Origin of the sequence: Streptomyces zhihengii (assembly GCF_016919245.1) — a bacterium.
Classification (GTDB): domain Bacteria; phylum Actinomycetota; class Actinomycetes; order Streptomycetales; family Streptomycetaceae; genus Streptomyces; species Streptomyces zhihengii.
Genome location: NZ_JAFEJA010000002.1, coordinates 2,030,195 through 2,045,732, shown reverse-complemented (window position 1 = coordinate 2,045,732; position 15,538 = coordinate 2,030,195). Strand labels below are relative to the sequence as shown.

Genomic DNA, 15,538 nt, shown 5'->3' with positions numbered 1-15,538 from the left:
ATCCCGTCAGAAGCAAGCGCGAATCTCGGCTGCCACCTCTGGGACACCGAGATAGCGGGCGGCCTGGTGCGAAGCGACCAAGCCGAGGGAGACCTCATGGTGCACGTCGATGCCAGGGAAGCGGGTAGGCAGGTCCCGAGGGATGGCCACGATGTCACCGATGTCGGCGACGTTGACCCAGCGCCGGACTCGCGGCGGGCGCTCACCCTTGCGCGCATCATTGCCCTCACCCAACGACAGTCGGTCGTACACAGCACCGGGCAGACCGAGTGGCGAGCCTAGCGTGATGAGCAGATCCAGCTCGACGGGCTGATGCCACAGTGCTTCGTAGGCCACGACGGATCCCAGCGAGTGTGCAAGAACGACACGCGGACGGTGCAGCTCCAGCACGCGGTGCAGCTCTGCTCGCACTTGCTGCCTGTGAACCGAGTTGGGGTCGGCCACATACGTGTCCGCTTCTCGACAGAAGTGGACGACAAATCGACGGGCCATGTCACCGTAACGTCGTGCGATCCACTCAGCCGCCTGGCGTACCGGCAGGGTGGTCCGCCCCATCGTCACCTCCGCAGGAGCCCCGAGTGCAGAAACCCAGTCCATCAGCAACTGCTGGCCGGGGCGATTAAGTAGTTCGGGATCTTCTTCTCCCTGTGAAGTCCCCAGGTCCAGCAGGTGAGCATAGTAGGCGGCCTCGAACCTGCTCGCCGGGGCCGGTGTGCCCAGCGCTGACGCCCACTCATCTGCCAGTAGTCGCGCAGCCAGTTCCGGGCTCCCCGACCGAGCCAGATAGCGAAGGCAGCGAATGCCGTGTACCCCGACGATCATGAGACGTCCCCCTCGCCGACACTGTCGTACCTTCAGAGTAGGTGGTCGACAGGTCTCTACGAGCAGAGATCCATGAAGCGGTGGTGGTGCCTCGGGTGCGTGGCTTCGAGTCCCACCGCCCTGCGACCGCACCCTCGACGGAGGGATCAACGGCTTCGCGATGTCTCACAGCCCGTCCGGAACATTCCAACGCCACGCACCCCGCCCCATGAACTGCCCAACAATCGCCTCAGCACGTGGGACACGGTCTAGTACCAATGCCGTGTAGTTAGGGCTCTGGGCTGCTTGTCAAGCAGGCTGATGAAGTGACGGAGCTCCTGCTAGAACCGTGTCGACCAAGATCACTGTTCAGCAGGAGCTCCGTTGGCCGCCAAGTCTGTCATTTCTCGTGAAGTAGCGGTTGCGGCAGGGGCGTTTGCCCCCGGCCATCTCGGCGAGCTGACACGGATTGTCCCGTTCGAGATGGTCGATGAGGTGTTGGCAGATACCGGCAGAACCCAGCAGCGGATACGGGACCTTCCCTCGCGCGTGGTGGTGTATCTGCTGCTGGGCGGGGCATTGTTCCCGGGGCTCGGATGGCAGCAGGTGTGGCAGCGGCTGACGGCCGGCCTGGACGGACTGCCGACGGCGACTCCCACGGCCGGCGCGCTGGCCCAGGCCCGCAAGAGGCTCGGGACCCGACCGTTGCGTCACCTGTTCGACTTGCTTCGTGGACCGGCCGCGGGACTCGGGATCGCCGGAACGCGGTGGCACGGACTGCTCGTCTGCGCCATCGACGGCACGTTGATGGCAGTGCCGGACAGCCCCGCGAACCAGGCCGAGTTCACCAGGCACCGCTGCAACAATGGCGGCGCGGGATACCCCTCACTGCGGCTTCTGATCCTGGTCGCCTGCGGAACCCGAACCGTCATGGACGCGGTATTCGGTCCGGCCACCGACGGTGAGACCACCTACGCTCCACGCCTGGTCCGAAGCCTGCGGGAAGACATGATCGTCCTGCTGGACCGGAACTTCGCCGTCCAGGCCCTGATCGAAGCAGTCACCTTGAGGAGCGCACACGTCCTGGTCCGGGTGAAGGAGAACCGCAGACTGCCGGTCCTGCGACGCTTCCCCGACGGCTCCTGGCTCTCCCGGATCGGACCCGTTCCGGTCCGTGTTGTCTGCTGCGAGATCACCATCAGCACATCACAGGGACGACGCACCGGCGCATACCGGCTGGTCACAACCCTGACCGACCCCTTCACCCACCCCGCCGGCGATCTGATCGGGCTGTATCACGAGCGGTGGGAAATCGAGACCACCTATCTGGAGATCAAGTCGACGATCCTCGGCGGTCGGGTCCTTCGTGCCCGCACTCCCGCCGGTGTCGCCCAGGAAGTCTTCGCAGTGCTGGTCACCTACCAGGTCCTGCGGCTGGCGATGGCGGACGCCACCGCCAGCCGGCCCGGGACCGACCCCGACCGGGCGAGTTTCTCCATCGCCCTGAACACCGCCCGCGATCTGGTCATCCAGGCCGCAGGCGTGTTCAGTGGCGCCGTGATCGACCTCGTCGGCACCATAGGCCGCCGAATCCTGGCCGCCCTCATGCCCGACCGCCGTGTCCGCACCCGTCCACGCGTCGTGAAACGGGCCATCTCGAGATACAACGCAAGAGGCACCGTCGACCGCACCACCTACAGGGCCACGATCAGCGTCCACATCCTGACGCCCGCCCCTTGACACCGCCCACGGCACCCCTAACTACACGGCATTGGGTCTAGTACTCCAGCCGTAGATCATGATCTTCGTTGTTGGAGTGCGTCTAGCCGCCGATAGTGGCACTGGCGTGCACGGGCCTGGTGGCGTCGGCGCCAGTGCGACCAGCGCAGTCGATGTGCGAGGTCGTGGACGGGGCTGACCAGGACTGCGAACAGGTGCTGAATCTCGTTGCCGGTCAGGGGGATCAGTCCGTCGTGCGCAGGCCGGTCGTGGCGTTCCGCGGCTGCGGTGACCGCGAGGAAGGCGTGGGCGAGCATCGCGAGGGTGACCCAGCGGTGCCAGGAGGTCCAGCGGCGGACCTGGTGCTCATCCAGACCGGTCAGGCTCTTGCTGGCCTGGAACGTCTCCTCGACCGTCCAGCGCCGTCCGGCCACCCGCACCAGCTCGGACAGCGGTACCGGGTGAGGTGAGAAGCAGCGGTAGAAGGCGAGTTCGCTCGTGCGGCGGTTGCGGCGGACCAACAGGCACCACTGTCCGAGCCGACCGGTGGGGCCGTGAACGTCGACCTGTGCCCAGTCGTAGTACCGCTCGCCCTTCGCGCCCGCTCCGGCCGACAGCCGCTGCCAGGCCCGGCTCGGGATTCGCGCTGCCAGGGTCCTGGCCTGGAACCTCCCAGCGTGCGTGACGACGGGGTGGGTGCTGGAGACGGCCAGGACGTAGCCGGTCCGACACTGTTCCAGGGCGGTCCGCAGGTGCGGGTTGTCGCCGTAGACCTCGTCTCCCGCGACCCAGCGCGCGGGTGTTCCCGCGTCCAGAGCTCGCTCGACCATGCGGGCCGCGAGTTGGGGCTTGGTCGCGAACGCCAAGCCGTCCGGGATGCCCGCGCGTCGGCAGCGGTCCGGGTCCTCGGTCCATGAGCGCGGCACGTACAGGGCCCGGCCGATGGCAGCGTGTCCGCGGGCAGCGGAGTACACAAGGTAGACAGCGACCTGGGCGTTCTCGATACGGCCGGCCGTGCCGGTGTACTGCCGCTGGACGCCGACGGTCGCCGTGCCCTTCTTCAGATCCCCCGTCTCGTCGACCACGAGCACCGCATCCTCGTCGTGCAGGTGCTCGACCGCGTAGGTGCGTATGTCGTCGCGGACCGCGTCAGCGTCCCATTTCGCGCGGTGGAGCAGGTGCTGCATGCCGTCCGGGGTGGCGTCACCCGCGTGCTCGGCCAGGGTCCAGCAATTCTTCCGCGGCAGGCCCGACAGGAGCCCGGAGACCAACCGCGTTACCCGGCGGCGGGGTTCAACTCGGGCGAACCGGGTCGCGATCCGGCTCATCAGAGTCTCGAATGCCTCCTGCCAGTGGGCTGGCATTACGCTGGCGGCCGAGGTCGCCGCGTGATCATTGGTTGTCCACACAACACCTAATGATCAACGGCGGCCTCACCTGCTCGGACGCCATCGGAACCAGTAGCCGGTCCCTTCCACTCGGTGACCAGCGCCGGTATACCGAAGCTCACCGGCAAGCCGACGCGCATCGGCCGGCGCCTGACGGTACTGCGCCAACTGCGCGTCCAATTCGTCGTAGCGTGCGTCGATCCCGGCCTGGCCCAGATAGGGAGCCCCAGCCCCCTGGCGCTCGTTCCAGTCGACGTAGATTGCCCACTGCTCGCGTTCCAACTCCACCGCGGCCGGGCTCGCAGGCCAGACGCGGTACTCGTCGGCCTCGTCGCCCAGGTATTGGCCGTAGCCGTCGAAGTAGTGGGGCTGCCCGTTGATGTCAACGAGGCCGACGCGCAGTCCGTCGTACCACTCCAGCTCGACGAGGACACGCCCGAAGCCGTCCGCGATCAACTGCGCTTCGTCCGAGGTTTCAGCCATACGCGCAGGCTACCGACGAGCGACCTTCACATCTATGATCATGATCTACGGCTGGAGTACTAGGCAACTACGCCGCATGGCAGAAGGGGCGGCAGCCGCTGCGCTCCGCCTCCGATGGCGCGTCAACTTCCTGCAATACGAGCGTAATTCTTTTGAAGCCCAAAGCTTGCAAGGCGCGAGGGGTTTCCTCAACAAATCGACAGCCTCGCAGGCCCAGTTCAGGATCGGGGTGTCGTATAAGACGGAGATCTTCCTGATGGATCAGGTCAGACCCAGGGCCGCAGATCCAGGCCGGCACGTCGTTGAGGTACATATCTCTCAGCCTGGGATCAAGGTAGACCTCCCTTCGCATCACTTGAAGCGCTGGATCGCTGTCATAGCACTCAAGACTTACTGCCAATTGAGCAAGGATCGACAACTTCCAGGCAGTATCACCCTCGAGCACCTTAGCCGCATCAGGATGAAACAGGCCGAAGCGAAGGAAGTTGGTGGCCGGCATGGAAGCCGGACGCCTTGACACGCCCTCGAAGAGCATCCGGAAGGCTCCGTTACTCATACGAACGTTCCAACCATGGTCGATCAGGAACGCGGGGAGCGACTGCGCCTCTATCAAAACTCTATAGTCTTCAAGGAGCGCCGAAACAGAAGTGCCGGTTGACATGCCACGAACGGGACTTCGCAACTGCGGCTGCGGCACCCGGTCCACAGCGAGCCGAAAAAGCCGGACGGTCTGAAATTGCGTCATTTCCAGAGCCTCAGCTAAGGAATAGAGTTTTTGATCAGTCCATTCCTTCACCACGCCACGCTCCCAGTTGCCATAGGCACGCGCACTGATCTCCAGACGCGCCGCTACGGCTTCCTGACTCAGCCGAAGGTAGCGGCGTCGCCCCTGGATCAGCTCCCGCAGTCGCCATGGGTAGGCCTCCGCAATCCCGGCAGCGCGCACATGCCGTGTCTCGTCACGCCGACTTCCTTCAACGCGATCAGCGTCGCGATGCGGCTGGGTTCGCGACGATGCACAGCGTTGCGGCTGCCCAGAGTCGCGCTTCCCTGCGCTTGCCCCTAAGTTGCCCGTGGGCTGTGGAACCTGCGTCACTCTTACCCCTATGCTTCGTGCGCCGACCTGACAGGGTGTGCAACACGCCGCAGTTGCACAGCATGTCACCGATGGTGAAATGTCCGTCCGTGAGCGCGGGTTCGACTGCGAGCCGAACAACCATGCCTCACTGCCAGGCATGACTGGACCTGCGCACGGGCAGCACTCTGCATGCCGATTGCCCTGCGACGTAGCAGCAGGTAGCGAAGTGGTGCCCTATTGTGATCCTGCCGTGCACGCTCGGCACTGTCAACTAAAGTGGCCAGAACCATGATCAGAAGGCGTCGGGGGGATCGTCATATGGCTGCATGTAGTCGTCAACCCAGGGTCTCCCCTGGTGCGCGAGGAAGTGCTAGGCCATCATGAGCAGCGCCTCCCGGTCGCTGGGCGAGAAGCTCAGAGCACTGATGTCGCGGGCGCGCCCCGACTGCGACAGCCGGCACACGACGCGCTCACTCGCAGCAGACATCGAGGCCCTCCCCGACAGCAACGTCTCTCTGTCCCGAACAGCCATCGGCAACCTGGCTAGCGGCAAGCAGGGCAACCCAACCACGGATACCGTCATAGCGCTGTGTAAGGCTTTGGGGGATATTCCACCTGCTCACCTACTCCCCCATGAAAGTTATGACGATCTGGACGCCCTTCAAGCGTTCGAGGACGTGAAAGTTCGCCAGGTTTTGCCGCTCCTTAGCCGCTTCGATGACCGATTGCCCAGTGTCTTGTCGTTGCTGACGCTACTGGAGGGCCTACCGGAGGGGGAGTTACTCAACGTCATTGCAGACCTGAAACGACGACGGGACGATCTCGGGCTGGACCCAATTACACTCAGCGACCCCACAGAGAAGCCTAAGGGCCGACGACGACGTACAGCACAGGAGGCCGCAGCCTACGCGGTCGAAGCACTGGAAGGGTAGTTGCAAGTGGTTGACGGCACAGTTTTCGGAATTTGCGCTACGGCGGGTTTAATTGTCACGGCCTTATGCGGCAGGAGGGCGCGCAAGAATCCACGCGTCGCCACCTGGTCCATCGCCGCCGCCTTCGGCGTCTGCACGCTGGGCGTACTGTTCGCTATTCCCGCGGTGGCCCAATACGCCGAGGACGTAACGGGAGTACCCAACATTGGCAAGCTCATAGCGCATATATGCGCTGTCCTATGGTGCGCTGCCCTTCAAATCACCATGGTGGACCTTGCCTACAGGCCTGAATATTTGCGTGCGGCAATGTTCCAGCGAGGCTTCGCGGCGATGGTCCAACTCGCCATAATGGTTCCGCTTTTTCTCGCTACCAACCGTCCGGGTATGGAGTTTACCACTGCGCACGTGTCGGAGCCCACGGTCGCAACTTATCTCCTTATTTACTTGTCGTACGTACTTTTGACATGCGGAGAGTTGGCGTTCATGTGCGGGCGAACGGCACAGCGAATGTGGGGATCTCGGCCGTGGAGCGGCACCGGATTCGCACTCTCCTCCATGGCTGCCACGCTGGGCGTCGCTTACACCATATCCAAGGGCTCGTACATCGTTCTCTTTACACTCGACAAACCATTTTCGCTTCAAGTAGAGGAAGTCGTAAGCCCCACTTTGAGCGGTATGGCCGTCTTGTTCCTTTTCGCTGGCCTAACGCTGCCAATATTTGGCGCCCTCGTCGACCGAGCCCGCGCCAAGCGCGAAGCGTCAGCAAGTTGACGAGTCAGTGCACCGTAGCAGTCAGGCGGCGAGGACAGCGGTCGGTCCTGTCTGCACCTCTGCCGTGTCGTCGTCTCCCTCTCGTCCCGGCCGCGGCACACGGGCCGCACCACGGCCCCGTGCGCTGCGGGTAGTACACCCGCGCGGAGCTTTGGAGGAGCTTGGCGCTGCTCCTCATCGAGGGCCCCGGCCGGCCTGGGCAAGCTGGAGGACGTGCCGGAGGTTTGACGAGGGGCCCAGACCCGAGAGGGACGAGACCTTGCGCGCGGCAGCAACTGTGGCACGTCGTCGCGCTTTCCTCCGGTCAGCGACACGCAAGCGGGGTCCCTTTCAGCCGACGGGAACGTGGTGCTTGCTGCCCGAACGTCGTCGCAGCGGCGGTTCGCGGATCGGCCCTGCCCCCACTCACCGCATCACCGCTGTCCGACAGCGAGCGCAGCATCTACCTTCCGGCAGTCGAGCCCCAGGAGTGACCTCTCATCGCGCTTCGCTGTCTAACAGAGGCCCGGAGTCCACCAACACTCGGTCCCGACCCGCGCTGCCTCACGATTACGTGGGACGGGGGCCAACTGTTCGTCCTCTCTACCCTGGCGCAGTGGTCGGGCGCAGCGCGACGTGCGACTACGTTGGAGGCCAGAGAAGGGCAATCGCCCCGTGACGAGCCTCCGCAAAGCGGCGCTTTCGCCCTCGCCGGCTCCGGCCTCGAAAACAGCACGAGAAACGGTACGAATGTGCGATGCCAGCCTCGCTGGTTCCGCATCCCCCAAGCCGATCCGGTGGTGCTTGCTGACCGCCGACCTGCAGCTCGAAGCGTACGACATCGCCGACCGGCCCATTCGCTGGGCATGCCTTGGCCTTCCCACCACTGCAGCATTGCGCCTCCGCCCTTTCCGCCGGGGGACCGCGTTCAGGGGTGCAGTCTCTTCACCATGACGGCGTACAGCGGGGAGTCAGCGAACGGCCGCTGCTCGCCGGCCTTCTCATAGCCCCAAGTCTCGTATAGCTTTTGGACCTGCGGGTGAGTCACGTCGACCAGGAGTACGGCAAGATCCTCGCTCCGCTCCTGCAGCAGGGCCTCGTGCAGGCGATCCGAGACACCCTGTTTCCGCCATTGCGGCCGCACCATGACCTCGGAAACGGCATACGTCGAGGTGTAGCCATTGTTCGGTTCGAACTCGGTGGAGCGCCACCATTCGCGACCCGGCTGAAGCGGCGCACCGTACGCGAAGCCGGTCGGCTCGTCTCCGTCGAAGGCGACGACGCAGGTGAAACCGCCCATTTCTGACCAGTGGTCGACGAACCAGGGGAACCGCTGGTTGAACTCGTCGTCCATCGCGTCGGCGTAGGAGTCGGCATGCACCTCAATCAGCATCTGTTTGAAGCCCTCCGGGAGGTTTCCATGGCCGAAATACCGCAGGTCGATCACCGTGGTCACGCTCGACTCCATTCATCCCGCATACGGTCTGCCCAGTCGCGGGCGTACGTCGCAGACGGCGCCAGCCGGAACAGGTCTCGGTGAAAGTCTCCGATCAACGTGCGCATCCGTCCAGGCAGGGGAGCGCCATCCATAATCGTGAAGACAGTGGCCGCCGTGGTCGTGGCCTGCTCTAGCTCGCCTTGGCGAAGCTGTGCAAGGGCGAGCTGACACGTGGCCAGGCCACGGTTGCGCTGGAACTCTGGTGAAATCTGGGCCAGAGAGCGATGCGCCATCGCCTCAGCCTCGGCTGACTCCCCGTTGTGATTGAGGATGATGGCCGCTAGGTGATTGAGCTCGGACGCCCCGTAGAACGCGGTCCAACGAGGACGCTCGTCCTCGTCCGCCTTGCCCAGGGATTCCTGTGCCGCCGCGAGAGACCTCTTCGCGGCGCGCGAATCCCCCAGCATCGAGTGGGCCAGCGCGAGGCGGACGCGACCTATGGAGCCGAAGAACGGATCTCTTCGGGCGGCTCGGGAGGCGTTTGCCGCCTGCGCTGCGGCGAGTTGCTCCGATCCGTTCTTCCGCTGGTAGGCGAGCATGGCCATGTTGACCCAAACACGCATCCCTGTTGGCGGGTCCTGAGAGAGGCCAGCGTACGTGGTCGACTCGTGTAGATGCATCTGCGCCGTGTCAAGATCGCGCAGGTCGATACACGACCAGGCCGCGATGGTGGTGTACTCGGCCGCGAGCGCGTACAGAGCACGGCGTACGCGCTCGCTGGCGTTCCGCTGCTGGAGTTCGAGAACCTTGGCCCGGCCTTCGAGGGCCGCGGTCTCCAAAGACGTGTGACCGCCTCGTCGGTCGTCCGCCTCCACAAGCTCGTTCATGCCGGTTGCGGCTCGGGCTACATCTGTCATGCCCACTGACCGGCGCTGTTTCAAGATGGGGACAGCACCGGCCGCCGTTCCCGTTGTGGAGACGATGAAGTCACGACGCCGCACAGGGCCCTCCGGGGGGTGTTGCATGGAGCTGGGTGCGCGGAACCCTAAGTCCGCCACGGGGCAGCCGAACACACGCTCAAGTGCTGCGCAAGTACGACCGATTGGGCGTCGACTCGACCCGTTGAGCAGGTTCCGGACCGTCCGCGACGACATCTCCCCTGGTCGCCCTGTGATCTCCTGTAGCGCCCTGTTGAGCCGGACTGCCAACTCGTCCTGCGTTAGACCGAGTTTATCCATACGGCTCTGAAGGATGAAGTTCGCTCCCATGTACGGAAGGTAGTACTGCCGACATTCTCGCGCCAAGATTGAGGGTAACGCGAACGCAAAGTCTTCCGGGTGGTCGGTGTGCACGAAACCGGAACTCTTCCTGTTGCCAGCTGCTCGCGACTCGTTGACTGGCTATCAGCCGCCAGGCCGCTTAGGGCTCAAGTGGTGACGGAGAGCCCTTCTCCCCCGTGACAGCCGAGTATCCCGCGCCGGAAGGAATGTGCTCATGACCATGACAGCTACCAGAACGGATGCGACCGGCCGCGCCGGTCGCACCACCGCTGAGCTGCCAGATGAACCTGCAGTACCCAACTGCCGGCCTTCGGAGCATGCGCGCCGTCGTGCAAGCGCGCAGCGGCCGAGGAGTGGACGGATGTCCGTCCGGAGGCGAGAGCGTGCCGGCCTGCCCTATGCGTGACTTCCAGGTGGCGATGGTGGTGCCCGCCCGGGCGGACGCTGTCGCCGGTGCGCGGCGTCAGCTCGCCGGTCTGCTGCGGAGCTCGGGTCTCGCCGAGTGTGCGGACACGGTCGTGCTTGTCGCCCAGGAGTTGATGGTGAACGCCATGGTGCACGGGTGCGCGAGCAGGCCGGAGGGCCGGTTCGTCCTGAGCGCCATACATGGGCGCGGGTGCCTGCGGGTGGAGGTGGAGGACCCGTCCATCGAGGGACCGCGCCCCCGTGTCGCGACTGCGGATGAGGAGGCTGGCCGGGGACTGCACTTGCTTGATGCCCTGGTCACACGCTGGGGAACGGACCTCTCCTTGCTGGGCGCGAACGGCAAGACGGTGTGGTTCGAGTTGGATCTCGTTGTTGAGGAGGTTGCGTCGTGAATCTGGCCCGCTTCCTCATCGGCCGCCGCTCTGCCTCCACCCCCACCCGGTGTGTTGTCTCCGCCGCCCAGGAGACCCTGGCCATGGTCCTGACGGATGGCTGCCCCATTCCTGAGAGCGATCAGGACATCCATGACCTGATGCTCCGGTTGCGCGGTCACCTCATGCAGCTCGGGACACTTGCACCCACCCGAACCGAGCCTGTGACCAGAGCGCTGGAAGTCGCCTGGGTCTGTGAGGCTCAGGTGCCGGTGAGTCACGCCCAAGCCCTGATGCCGCTGGTCAGATTCGCATCGGCGATCCGGGCGGTACTCGGGGCGTTGCGTGCCGAAGGAGCCTTGTGTGAGCACTCGTCTCCGTGCCCGTCGGCCAGCGCGGTGGATTATCTGGCGGCGAAAGTCTTAATCGGGCCCCCCGGGGTCGGCTGGTGTGTGCTGTGCAATGGCGTGATCGTGTTCGAGGTTATGTCGATTTCGGATGCGGAAGAGGCTGCTGACCAGGGGCACTACGAGACGGACATGTCTTCGTCAGGACCGGAGGCATTCTCCCTGCGGATCGAAGCAGATGAGTCCGTGCTCGTGGGCCAGCGCAGCGGCGTACTCGGACACTTCCTCAGCCTTGCCATAGGACATGAGCAGGTACACGATCGGGCCCGATGCCTCGTCGAGGACCGGTGGCGACGCCCATACGACACTGCGCTCGTCGTCGGGGTATCGCGCCACGAGTGCTTGCACGTAGGCCGTGATGCGCGGCTCCGGAGGCACGACGACGTCGTCCGATTCCAGGTAGCGCTCGTAGAGCTCGTCGTAGGTCGAGCCCGCATGGTGATTGTCGAGGGGACGGTCACCGTCCCAAACAGCGAGGTCATAGCTCATGGGCGCATCGTCGCAGGCGGGAGCTCCGCTGGCGCCAGCAGGCCCCGAGATCGAACCTCCGCTCGTGACCTGCAAGAGGTCCTAGGCCAGGGTGCGGAGGCGGCGGATCTCCCCGTGGGCGGTCTCCAGTTTCCGGGTGAGGTCAGCGACTTGGTCGCGGAGTTGCCGGTTGCGTTCGAGTGCGGTCTCCAGCCTGCGGTGCAGGGAGACATCGCTGGCCGCGTGCCGAGGGTTGCGGTGGGGTGCCGGGGCTCGCTGCTGGAGCTGGTTGATCGCGGTGATGAGGTCGGTCTGCGTGTATAGCCAGGACCTGGAGACGCCGGCCGCGTTCGCGATGCCGACAACGGTGGGCCGCTCGCTGCGGCGGGCTGCCGTCTTGATGGCCTCTTCGGCGCGCTCGCGTGCCTGCCGGCTGCGGGCCTTCGAGGCTTCGACGAGGAAGCGGGCGTTGTCAGCCGGTGGCATCGAGATCGGTCACCTTCCCACCGGCCACGATCTGCTGCGGGCCGGCCTGTTCCAGGGCGTCGATGATGGTGTCGAGCTTGCCGAGCGTGCGGGTGTTCCTCTCGACGATGCGCGACAGCCCGGCTTTCTCGGCATCGCCGATGAGCTTGCGGGTCTCGTCCCGCTGGCGCCGGTGCTGGTCGAGGAAGTCGCCGGTGGTGATGAAGAAGCGGCAGTCCAGGCAAGGGTTCGCGTACTCGCAGTCCGTCTGGATCGGAGCTCCGCAGTAGCCGTTGGGGAGACTGACCTTGGCGCGGACCAGGGACAGCCGCATCCAGGTCGCATCAGCAAGCGGGTGGTCCGCGGGCAGCACGACGGCTTCGCCTTCGGCGTTGACCTTCAGGGACTTCTCCCAGTGCTCGCGCAGAGTCTTCTGGTGCAGCCGGGCGTAGATGGCCGTCATCTGCGGCGACATGTGGTCGAGCAACTGCTGGACGATGTGCTGCGGGACGTTGGCATTGATCAGCCGGGTGCCCAGCGTGTGGCGGAACTGGTGGAAGGTCACGCGAGCCGGGCGGCCGTGCTCGTCGATGAGGCGGATGCGCTCCAGCCAGGTCTCCATCTGTTCGCGGCACCAGGTGTCCGAGACGGCCTTGCTGCCGTTGAGGTTGGCCATCCAGCCGGGGAACAGGAAACGGCTTCCGGCAGGGAAGCGGGCCTGGACGCGCTTTTGTTGTGCGGCGATCTCGTCGGCCAGGGCCTGGCTGATGGGGAAGAACGCGATGCGGCCGTGGATCTTGTGGTTGACCCAGGTCAGGTAGGGGGCGCCGGTGTCGTCATGGGTGACGCAGTCGAACCGCAGGCGCCGGGCGTCCTTCATCCGCAAGCCGCAGGAGATCAGCAGGGGGACCATGAGGCGGAGGTCGTCGGTATAGATCAACGCCAGGTTCTCGGGGTTCTCCATCTGCCGCATCAGGTGTTCGGAGATCCAGCGGGGCTTGGCCGGCGGCGGTGGCGGAGCGTCGTTGTAAATGATGGCGTCGCGTGGCAGGACCGGCTGCCAGTCGTGGGCGCGGGCGTCGGCGAGGAACCGGCCCAGCGAGTTGATGGTGGCCCGGCGGGTGAACACGTCCGGGTAGTCGACGGCCAGGGCGGCGAGCCACGTCTCGATCCTGGCGCGCGTCAGATCGGCCGGCGCGGCGTGCGGCGGCAGATGCCCGGAGAGATGGGCCAGGGAGCGCAGGTTCTGCGCGACGGTGTTGACGCTGATGTTCGTGCTGATGCGCCAGCGGCACCATCGTCTGACCAGATCGCGCAGCCAGGGCTGGACTATGGCGCCGAAGCGCGGGTAGCGCGTCTCTCCTTCGGCCAGGGCGAAGTGCCGCAGGTCCCAGACGTCGCGCGGGTACTGGTCAGCCCATGGATCATCGGCGATGAGCAGGTGCTCCAGGGCGAAGCGGGTGTCCGCGATGAAGCGGAAAGCCACCACGTTGTGGCCGTGACGTTTCCCGCCGGGTCCGAGCGGGGCGACGTGGTCGCGCCAGGTGCTCTCGTCCCAGTCGAGGAGGCTGGTGATGGGTGCCTCGCTGGCCCAGGTGACCGCGCGGCGGACGTCGCGGGCGGGGGTGAAGCGCAGTCCTTCGTCGAGCCGGTGTTGCAGACCGAACTGGAACTCCAGGCGCAGGGCGGGGGTCAACTGGTCCAGACGGACCTTCGGGTCTCCGCGGTGCGCGAGGTCGTCGTACCAGGTGTCGAGGGTCGGTCGGCCGTGCTTGCGCCACCGGTTGTGGTGGGTGTGACACAGCGGAGCGTCGGTGCTGTCGGTCCAGCGCGGGCAGTCGGGGAAGTCGCAGGTCCGCTCGGCGGACCAAGGCTTGCGCGGCGGTTGATAGAGGGCCCGTCCCAGCCAGGATGCGAGGGGTGGGCGTCCGGCGTGGGTCCACCGCGAGGAGTGGCGGTGACACAGACCGTGGGCGGCGCGGGCCCGATTGCACCCGGAGACCCGGCAGGCCGAGACCTGGCGTCGTTCGCGCAGTCGCGCATCCTCCTGAGCGGACCAACCGTCCAGATCGGCTGGTCGTCCCGCCGCCGCCCAGCGGTGGTGGTGCGTGCGGCACAGCTTCAGCCGGCCCATGGTCAGCGTCGTCGGGCAGGCCGGAATGCGGCACTCGCCGGGGAAGAACACCGGGCTGTCCCGCGGTGGACAGAACACCTCGGCCCGGAACTCCGGGCGCACCATCTCCACCAGCCTGGCCAGCAGGCCGGCGGAGCCTGCTCTCGCGCGGGGCGTGTTCACCGGGCCGGTGCCCCGTCCTTGATGACCCCGGCCGACAGGAGTACCCGGCGATGATCCTCGACATCGAGATGGCTGTAGATCTCGGCGGTGGTCTGCGGGCTGGCGTGACCGAGAAGTTCGGCCACGACCTCAATCGGCACCTCTGCCCGCAGCAGTCGTGTGGCGTAGGTGTGCCGGCAGACATGCGGCGAGAAGTGCGTGATCCCGGTCCGCTTCTGCAGCCGCTCGACCAACTCGTTGACATTCGCCCGGGTCATCGGGGAGCCGATCGGCGCGCGGAAGAGGTTGGCGAACACGAAGTCGCAGTCCAGCGTCCCGTACTCGCTCTCCATGTAGGCGGCGTAGCGGTCGAACAGCTCCGGCCGCACCGGGATGATCCGGCCCTTCATGCCCTTGACCCGGGCCTGGTTCGCGTTGTTCTCGCGCGGAACGACGTGCACCTCGCCCTTGCGGAGGTTCAAGTCAGCGTGCCGCAGGCCCAGGGCCTCGCTGATCCGCAGCCCCGCCTCGTCCAGGAGCGCGATCAGGAACCGGTCCCGGCGCCGGTTGCACGCGCCCATCAGCCGCTGCGTCTCGTCACCGGTCAGCGTCCGGGGCAGCTTGCGGTGGGCGTGGATGCGAATCGGGCTGTACTCGACCTCGCCCCCTCGCTGGGTGTGCGCCAGCATCGGCGTGTAGGAGCCTGTCGGCTGCCTGGCCAGCAGGTTTCCCAGCAGCGCGGGCACGCCCTCGTCCCGCCGCGCGTGGAACCTGTAGAAGGACGCGAGCGCGGCCCGCTTCCGCTGCAGCGTGGTGTTCTCCAGGGCCTGGCCGACCCCCGGCAGCACGAACACCTCCGGCGCTCGGGCCGGCTTCGGACGACGCAGCCAATCGAAGAACTGGGCGACCACCTCCAGCCGCACACGCCGGAAGTCCAAGCCCACCTGTCCCAGCCAGACGAAGAAGTCGCGCAGGTCGTAGGCGTAGCCCTGGACCGTGTTCGGCGATGCACCTCTCGCCGTCAGGTACGCGAGGAAGTCCTCCACGTCATCGACGGGCAAGCCATCGTCCCCCACCACGGTGTACGAGACCGGACCGTCCTCGGACAACCGCAGCCTCTGCACTGCGAACGACACACCACACCCCAGAACGACATGGACAGGAGAACAGAACCCGTCCATGTAGCACCGAAAGGCCCTTTCATGGCAGCGAGTTGGACATCAAAGACACCCGCAAGGCTGATGGACATAGTCGAGG

The 15,538-nt window shown here is 65.6% G+C and carries 13 protein-coding genes and 1 pseudogene; 4 read left to right on the top strand and 10 right to left on the bottom strand.

Annotation, left to right across the window (positions count from 1 at the left end):
• Nucleotides 1-6: 6 nt before the first annotated feature.
• Nucleotides 7-822: an alpha/beta hydrolase family protein gene (locus JE024_RS36430; protein WP_205378118.1), complete on the bottom strand. Its 816-nt coding sequence runs from the start codon at nt 820-822 to the stop codon at nt 7-9.
• Between the two features lie 363 nt (nt 823-1,185).
• Between JE024_RS36430 and JE024_RS36425 the strand changes: the two genes are divergently transcribed.
• Nucleotides 1,186-2,541, top strand: a complete 1,356-nt coding sequence (locus tag JE024_RS36425) for an IS4 family transposase (RefSeq protein WP_280521544.1) — start codon at nt 1,186-1,188, stop codon at nt 2,539-2,541.
• A 56-nt stretch (nt 2,542-2,597) separates the two neighbouring features.
• Here the strand turns inward: JE024_RS36425 and JE024_RS36420 are convergent, their stop codons facing one another.
• The 3 genes from JE024_RS36420 to JE024_RS36410 all read right to left on the bottom strand — a co-directional run bounded on the left by JE024_RS36420 (nt 2,598) and on the right by JE024_RS36410 (nt 5,337).
• Nucleotides 2,598-3,884 carry an IS701 family transposase gene (locus tag JE024_RS36420; protein WP_443742873.1) on the bottom strand — a complete coding sequence of 429 codons (1,287 nt, stop codon included), beginning with the start codon at nt 3,882-3,884 and terminating at the stop codon, nt 2,598-2,600.
• 69 nt (nt 3,885-3,953) lie between these two features.
• A complete protein-coding gene (locus tag JE024_RS36415; protein ID WP_205378116.1) occupies nt 3,954-4,391 on the bottom strand; it encodes a hypothetical protein in 438 nt (145 codons plus the stop codon).
• A 67-nt stretch (nt 4,392-4,458) separates the two neighbouring features.
• Entirely contained in the window at nt 4,459-5,337 is an 879-nt protein-coding gene (locus tag JE024_RS36410) for a helix-turn-helix domain-containing protein (RefSeq protein WP_205378115.1), read from the bottom strand.
• Nucleotides 5,338-5,849: 512 nt separating this feature from the next.
• On the opposite strand from JE024_RS36410, the gene JE024_RS36405 reads away from it, so the two are divergent.
• Entirely contained in the window at nt 5,850-6,401 is a 552-nt protein-coding gene (locus JE024_RS36405) for a hypothetical protein (RefSeq protein ID WP_244883473.1), read from the top strand.
• A 1,678-nt stretch (nt 6,402-8,079) separates the two neighbouring features.
• On the opposite strand, the gene JE024_RS36400 is transcribed toward JE024_RS36405, so the two are convergent.
• Complete coding sequence (locus JE024_RS36400) at nt 8,080-8,607, bottom strand: GNAT family N-acetyltransferase (RefSeq protein WP_244883471.1); 528 nt, start codon at nt 8,605-8,607, stop codon at nt 8,080-8,082.
• On the bottom strand, nt 8,604-9,827 hold the full coding sequence (locus JE024_RS36395) for an NsdA family TPR-like regulatory protein (protein WP_507232748.1): 1,224 nt from the start codon (nt 9,825-9,827) through the stop codon (nt 8,604-8,606). The genes JE024_RS36400 and JE024_RS36395 overlap by 4 nt, the downstream gene beginning before the upstream one ends.
• Nucleotides 9,828-10,267: 440 nt before the next feature.
• Here JE024_RS36395 and JE024_RS36390 point away from each other — a divergent pair, with 440 nt between their 5' ends.
• The gene (locus JE024_RS36390; RefSeq protein WP_205378112.1) at nt 10,268-10,687 is read left to right on the top strand and encodes an ATP-binding protein; all 420 of its coding nucleotides are present in this window, start codon (nt 10,268-10,270) and stop codon (nt 10,685-10,687) included.
• A pseudogene (locus JE024_RS42200) lies at nt 10,684-11,136 on the top strand (DUF5999 family protein); the annotation flags it as partial. The gene JE024_RS36390 and the pseudogene JE024_RS42200, both read left to right, overlap by 4 nt.
• A gap of 78 nt (nt 11,137-11,214) precedes the next feature.
• On the opposite strand, the gene JE024_RS36385 reads toward JE024_RS42200, so the two are convergent.
• From JE024_RS36385 to JE024_RS36370, 4 genes are all read right to left on the bottom strand, one after another.
• Nucleotides 11,215-11,562, bottom strand: coding sequence for a hypothetical protein (locus JE024_RS36385; RefSeq protein WP_205378111.1), 348 nt, complete (start codon nt 11,560-11,562; stop codon nt 11,215-11,217).
• A gap of 81 nt (nt 11,563-11,643) precedes the next feature.
• Nucleotides 11,644-12,027 carry a DUF6262 family protein gene (locus JE024_RS36380; protein ID WP_205378110.1) on the bottom strand — a complete coding sequence of 128 codons (384 nt, stop codon included), beginning with the start codon at nt 12,025-12,027 and terminating at the stop codon, nt 11,644-11,646.
• Nucleotides 12,014-14,302, bottom strand: coding sequence for a tyrosine-type recombinase/integrase (locus JE024_RS36375; RefSeq protein WP_205378109.1), 2,289 nt, complete (start codon nt 14,300-14,302; stop codon nt 12,014-12,016). Before JE024_RS36375 ends, JE024_RS36380 begins: the two co-directional genes overlap by 14 nt.
• On the bottom strand, nt 14,299-15,417 hold the full coding sequence (locus JE024_RS36370) for a tyrosine-type recombinase/integrase (protein ID WP_244883467.1): 1,119 nt from the start codon (nt 15,415-15,417) through the stop codon (nt 14,299-14,301). The genes JE024_RS36375 and JE024_RS36370 overlap by 4 nt, the downstream gene beginning before the upstream one ends.
• Nucleotides 15,418-15,538: the final 121 nt, after the last annotated feature.

Excerpts from the sequence above, each read along its gene's own strand:
- JE024_RS36430 (WP_205378118.1), bottom strand. The coding sequence starts at position 822 with ATGATCGTCGGGGTACACGGCATTCGCTGCCTTCGCTATCTGGCTCGG.
- JE024_RS36420 (WP_443742873.1), bottom strand. The coding sequence starts at position 3,884 with ATGCCAGCCCACTGGCAGGAGGCATTCGAGACTCTGATGAGCCGGATC.
- JE024_RS36415 (WP_205378116.1), bottom strand. The coding sequence starts at position 4,391 with ATGGCTGAAACCTCGGACGAAGCGCAGTTGATCGCGGACGGCTTCGGG.
- JE024_RS36405 (WP_244883473.1), top strand. The coding sequence starts at position 5,850 with ATGAGCAGCGCCTCCCGGTCGCTGGGCGAGAAGCTCAGAGCACTGATG.
- JE024_RS36395 (WP_507232748.1), bottom strand. The coding sequence starts at position 9,827 with ATGGATAAACTCGGTCTAACGCAGGACGAGTTGGCAGTCCGGCTCAAC.
- JE024_RS36390 (WP_205378112.1), top strand. The coding sequence starts at position 10,268 with ATGCGTGACTTCCAGGTGGCGATGGTGGTGCCCGCCCGGGCGGACGCT.
- JE024_RS36385 (WP_205378111.1), bottom strand. The coding sequence starts at position 11,562 with ATGAGCTATGACCTCGCTGTTTGGGACGGTGACCGTCCCCTCGACAAT.
- JE024_RS36380 (WP_205378110.1), bottom strand. The coding sequence starts at position 12,027 with ATGCCACCGGCTGACAACGCCCGCTTCCTCGTCGAAGCCTCGAAGGCC.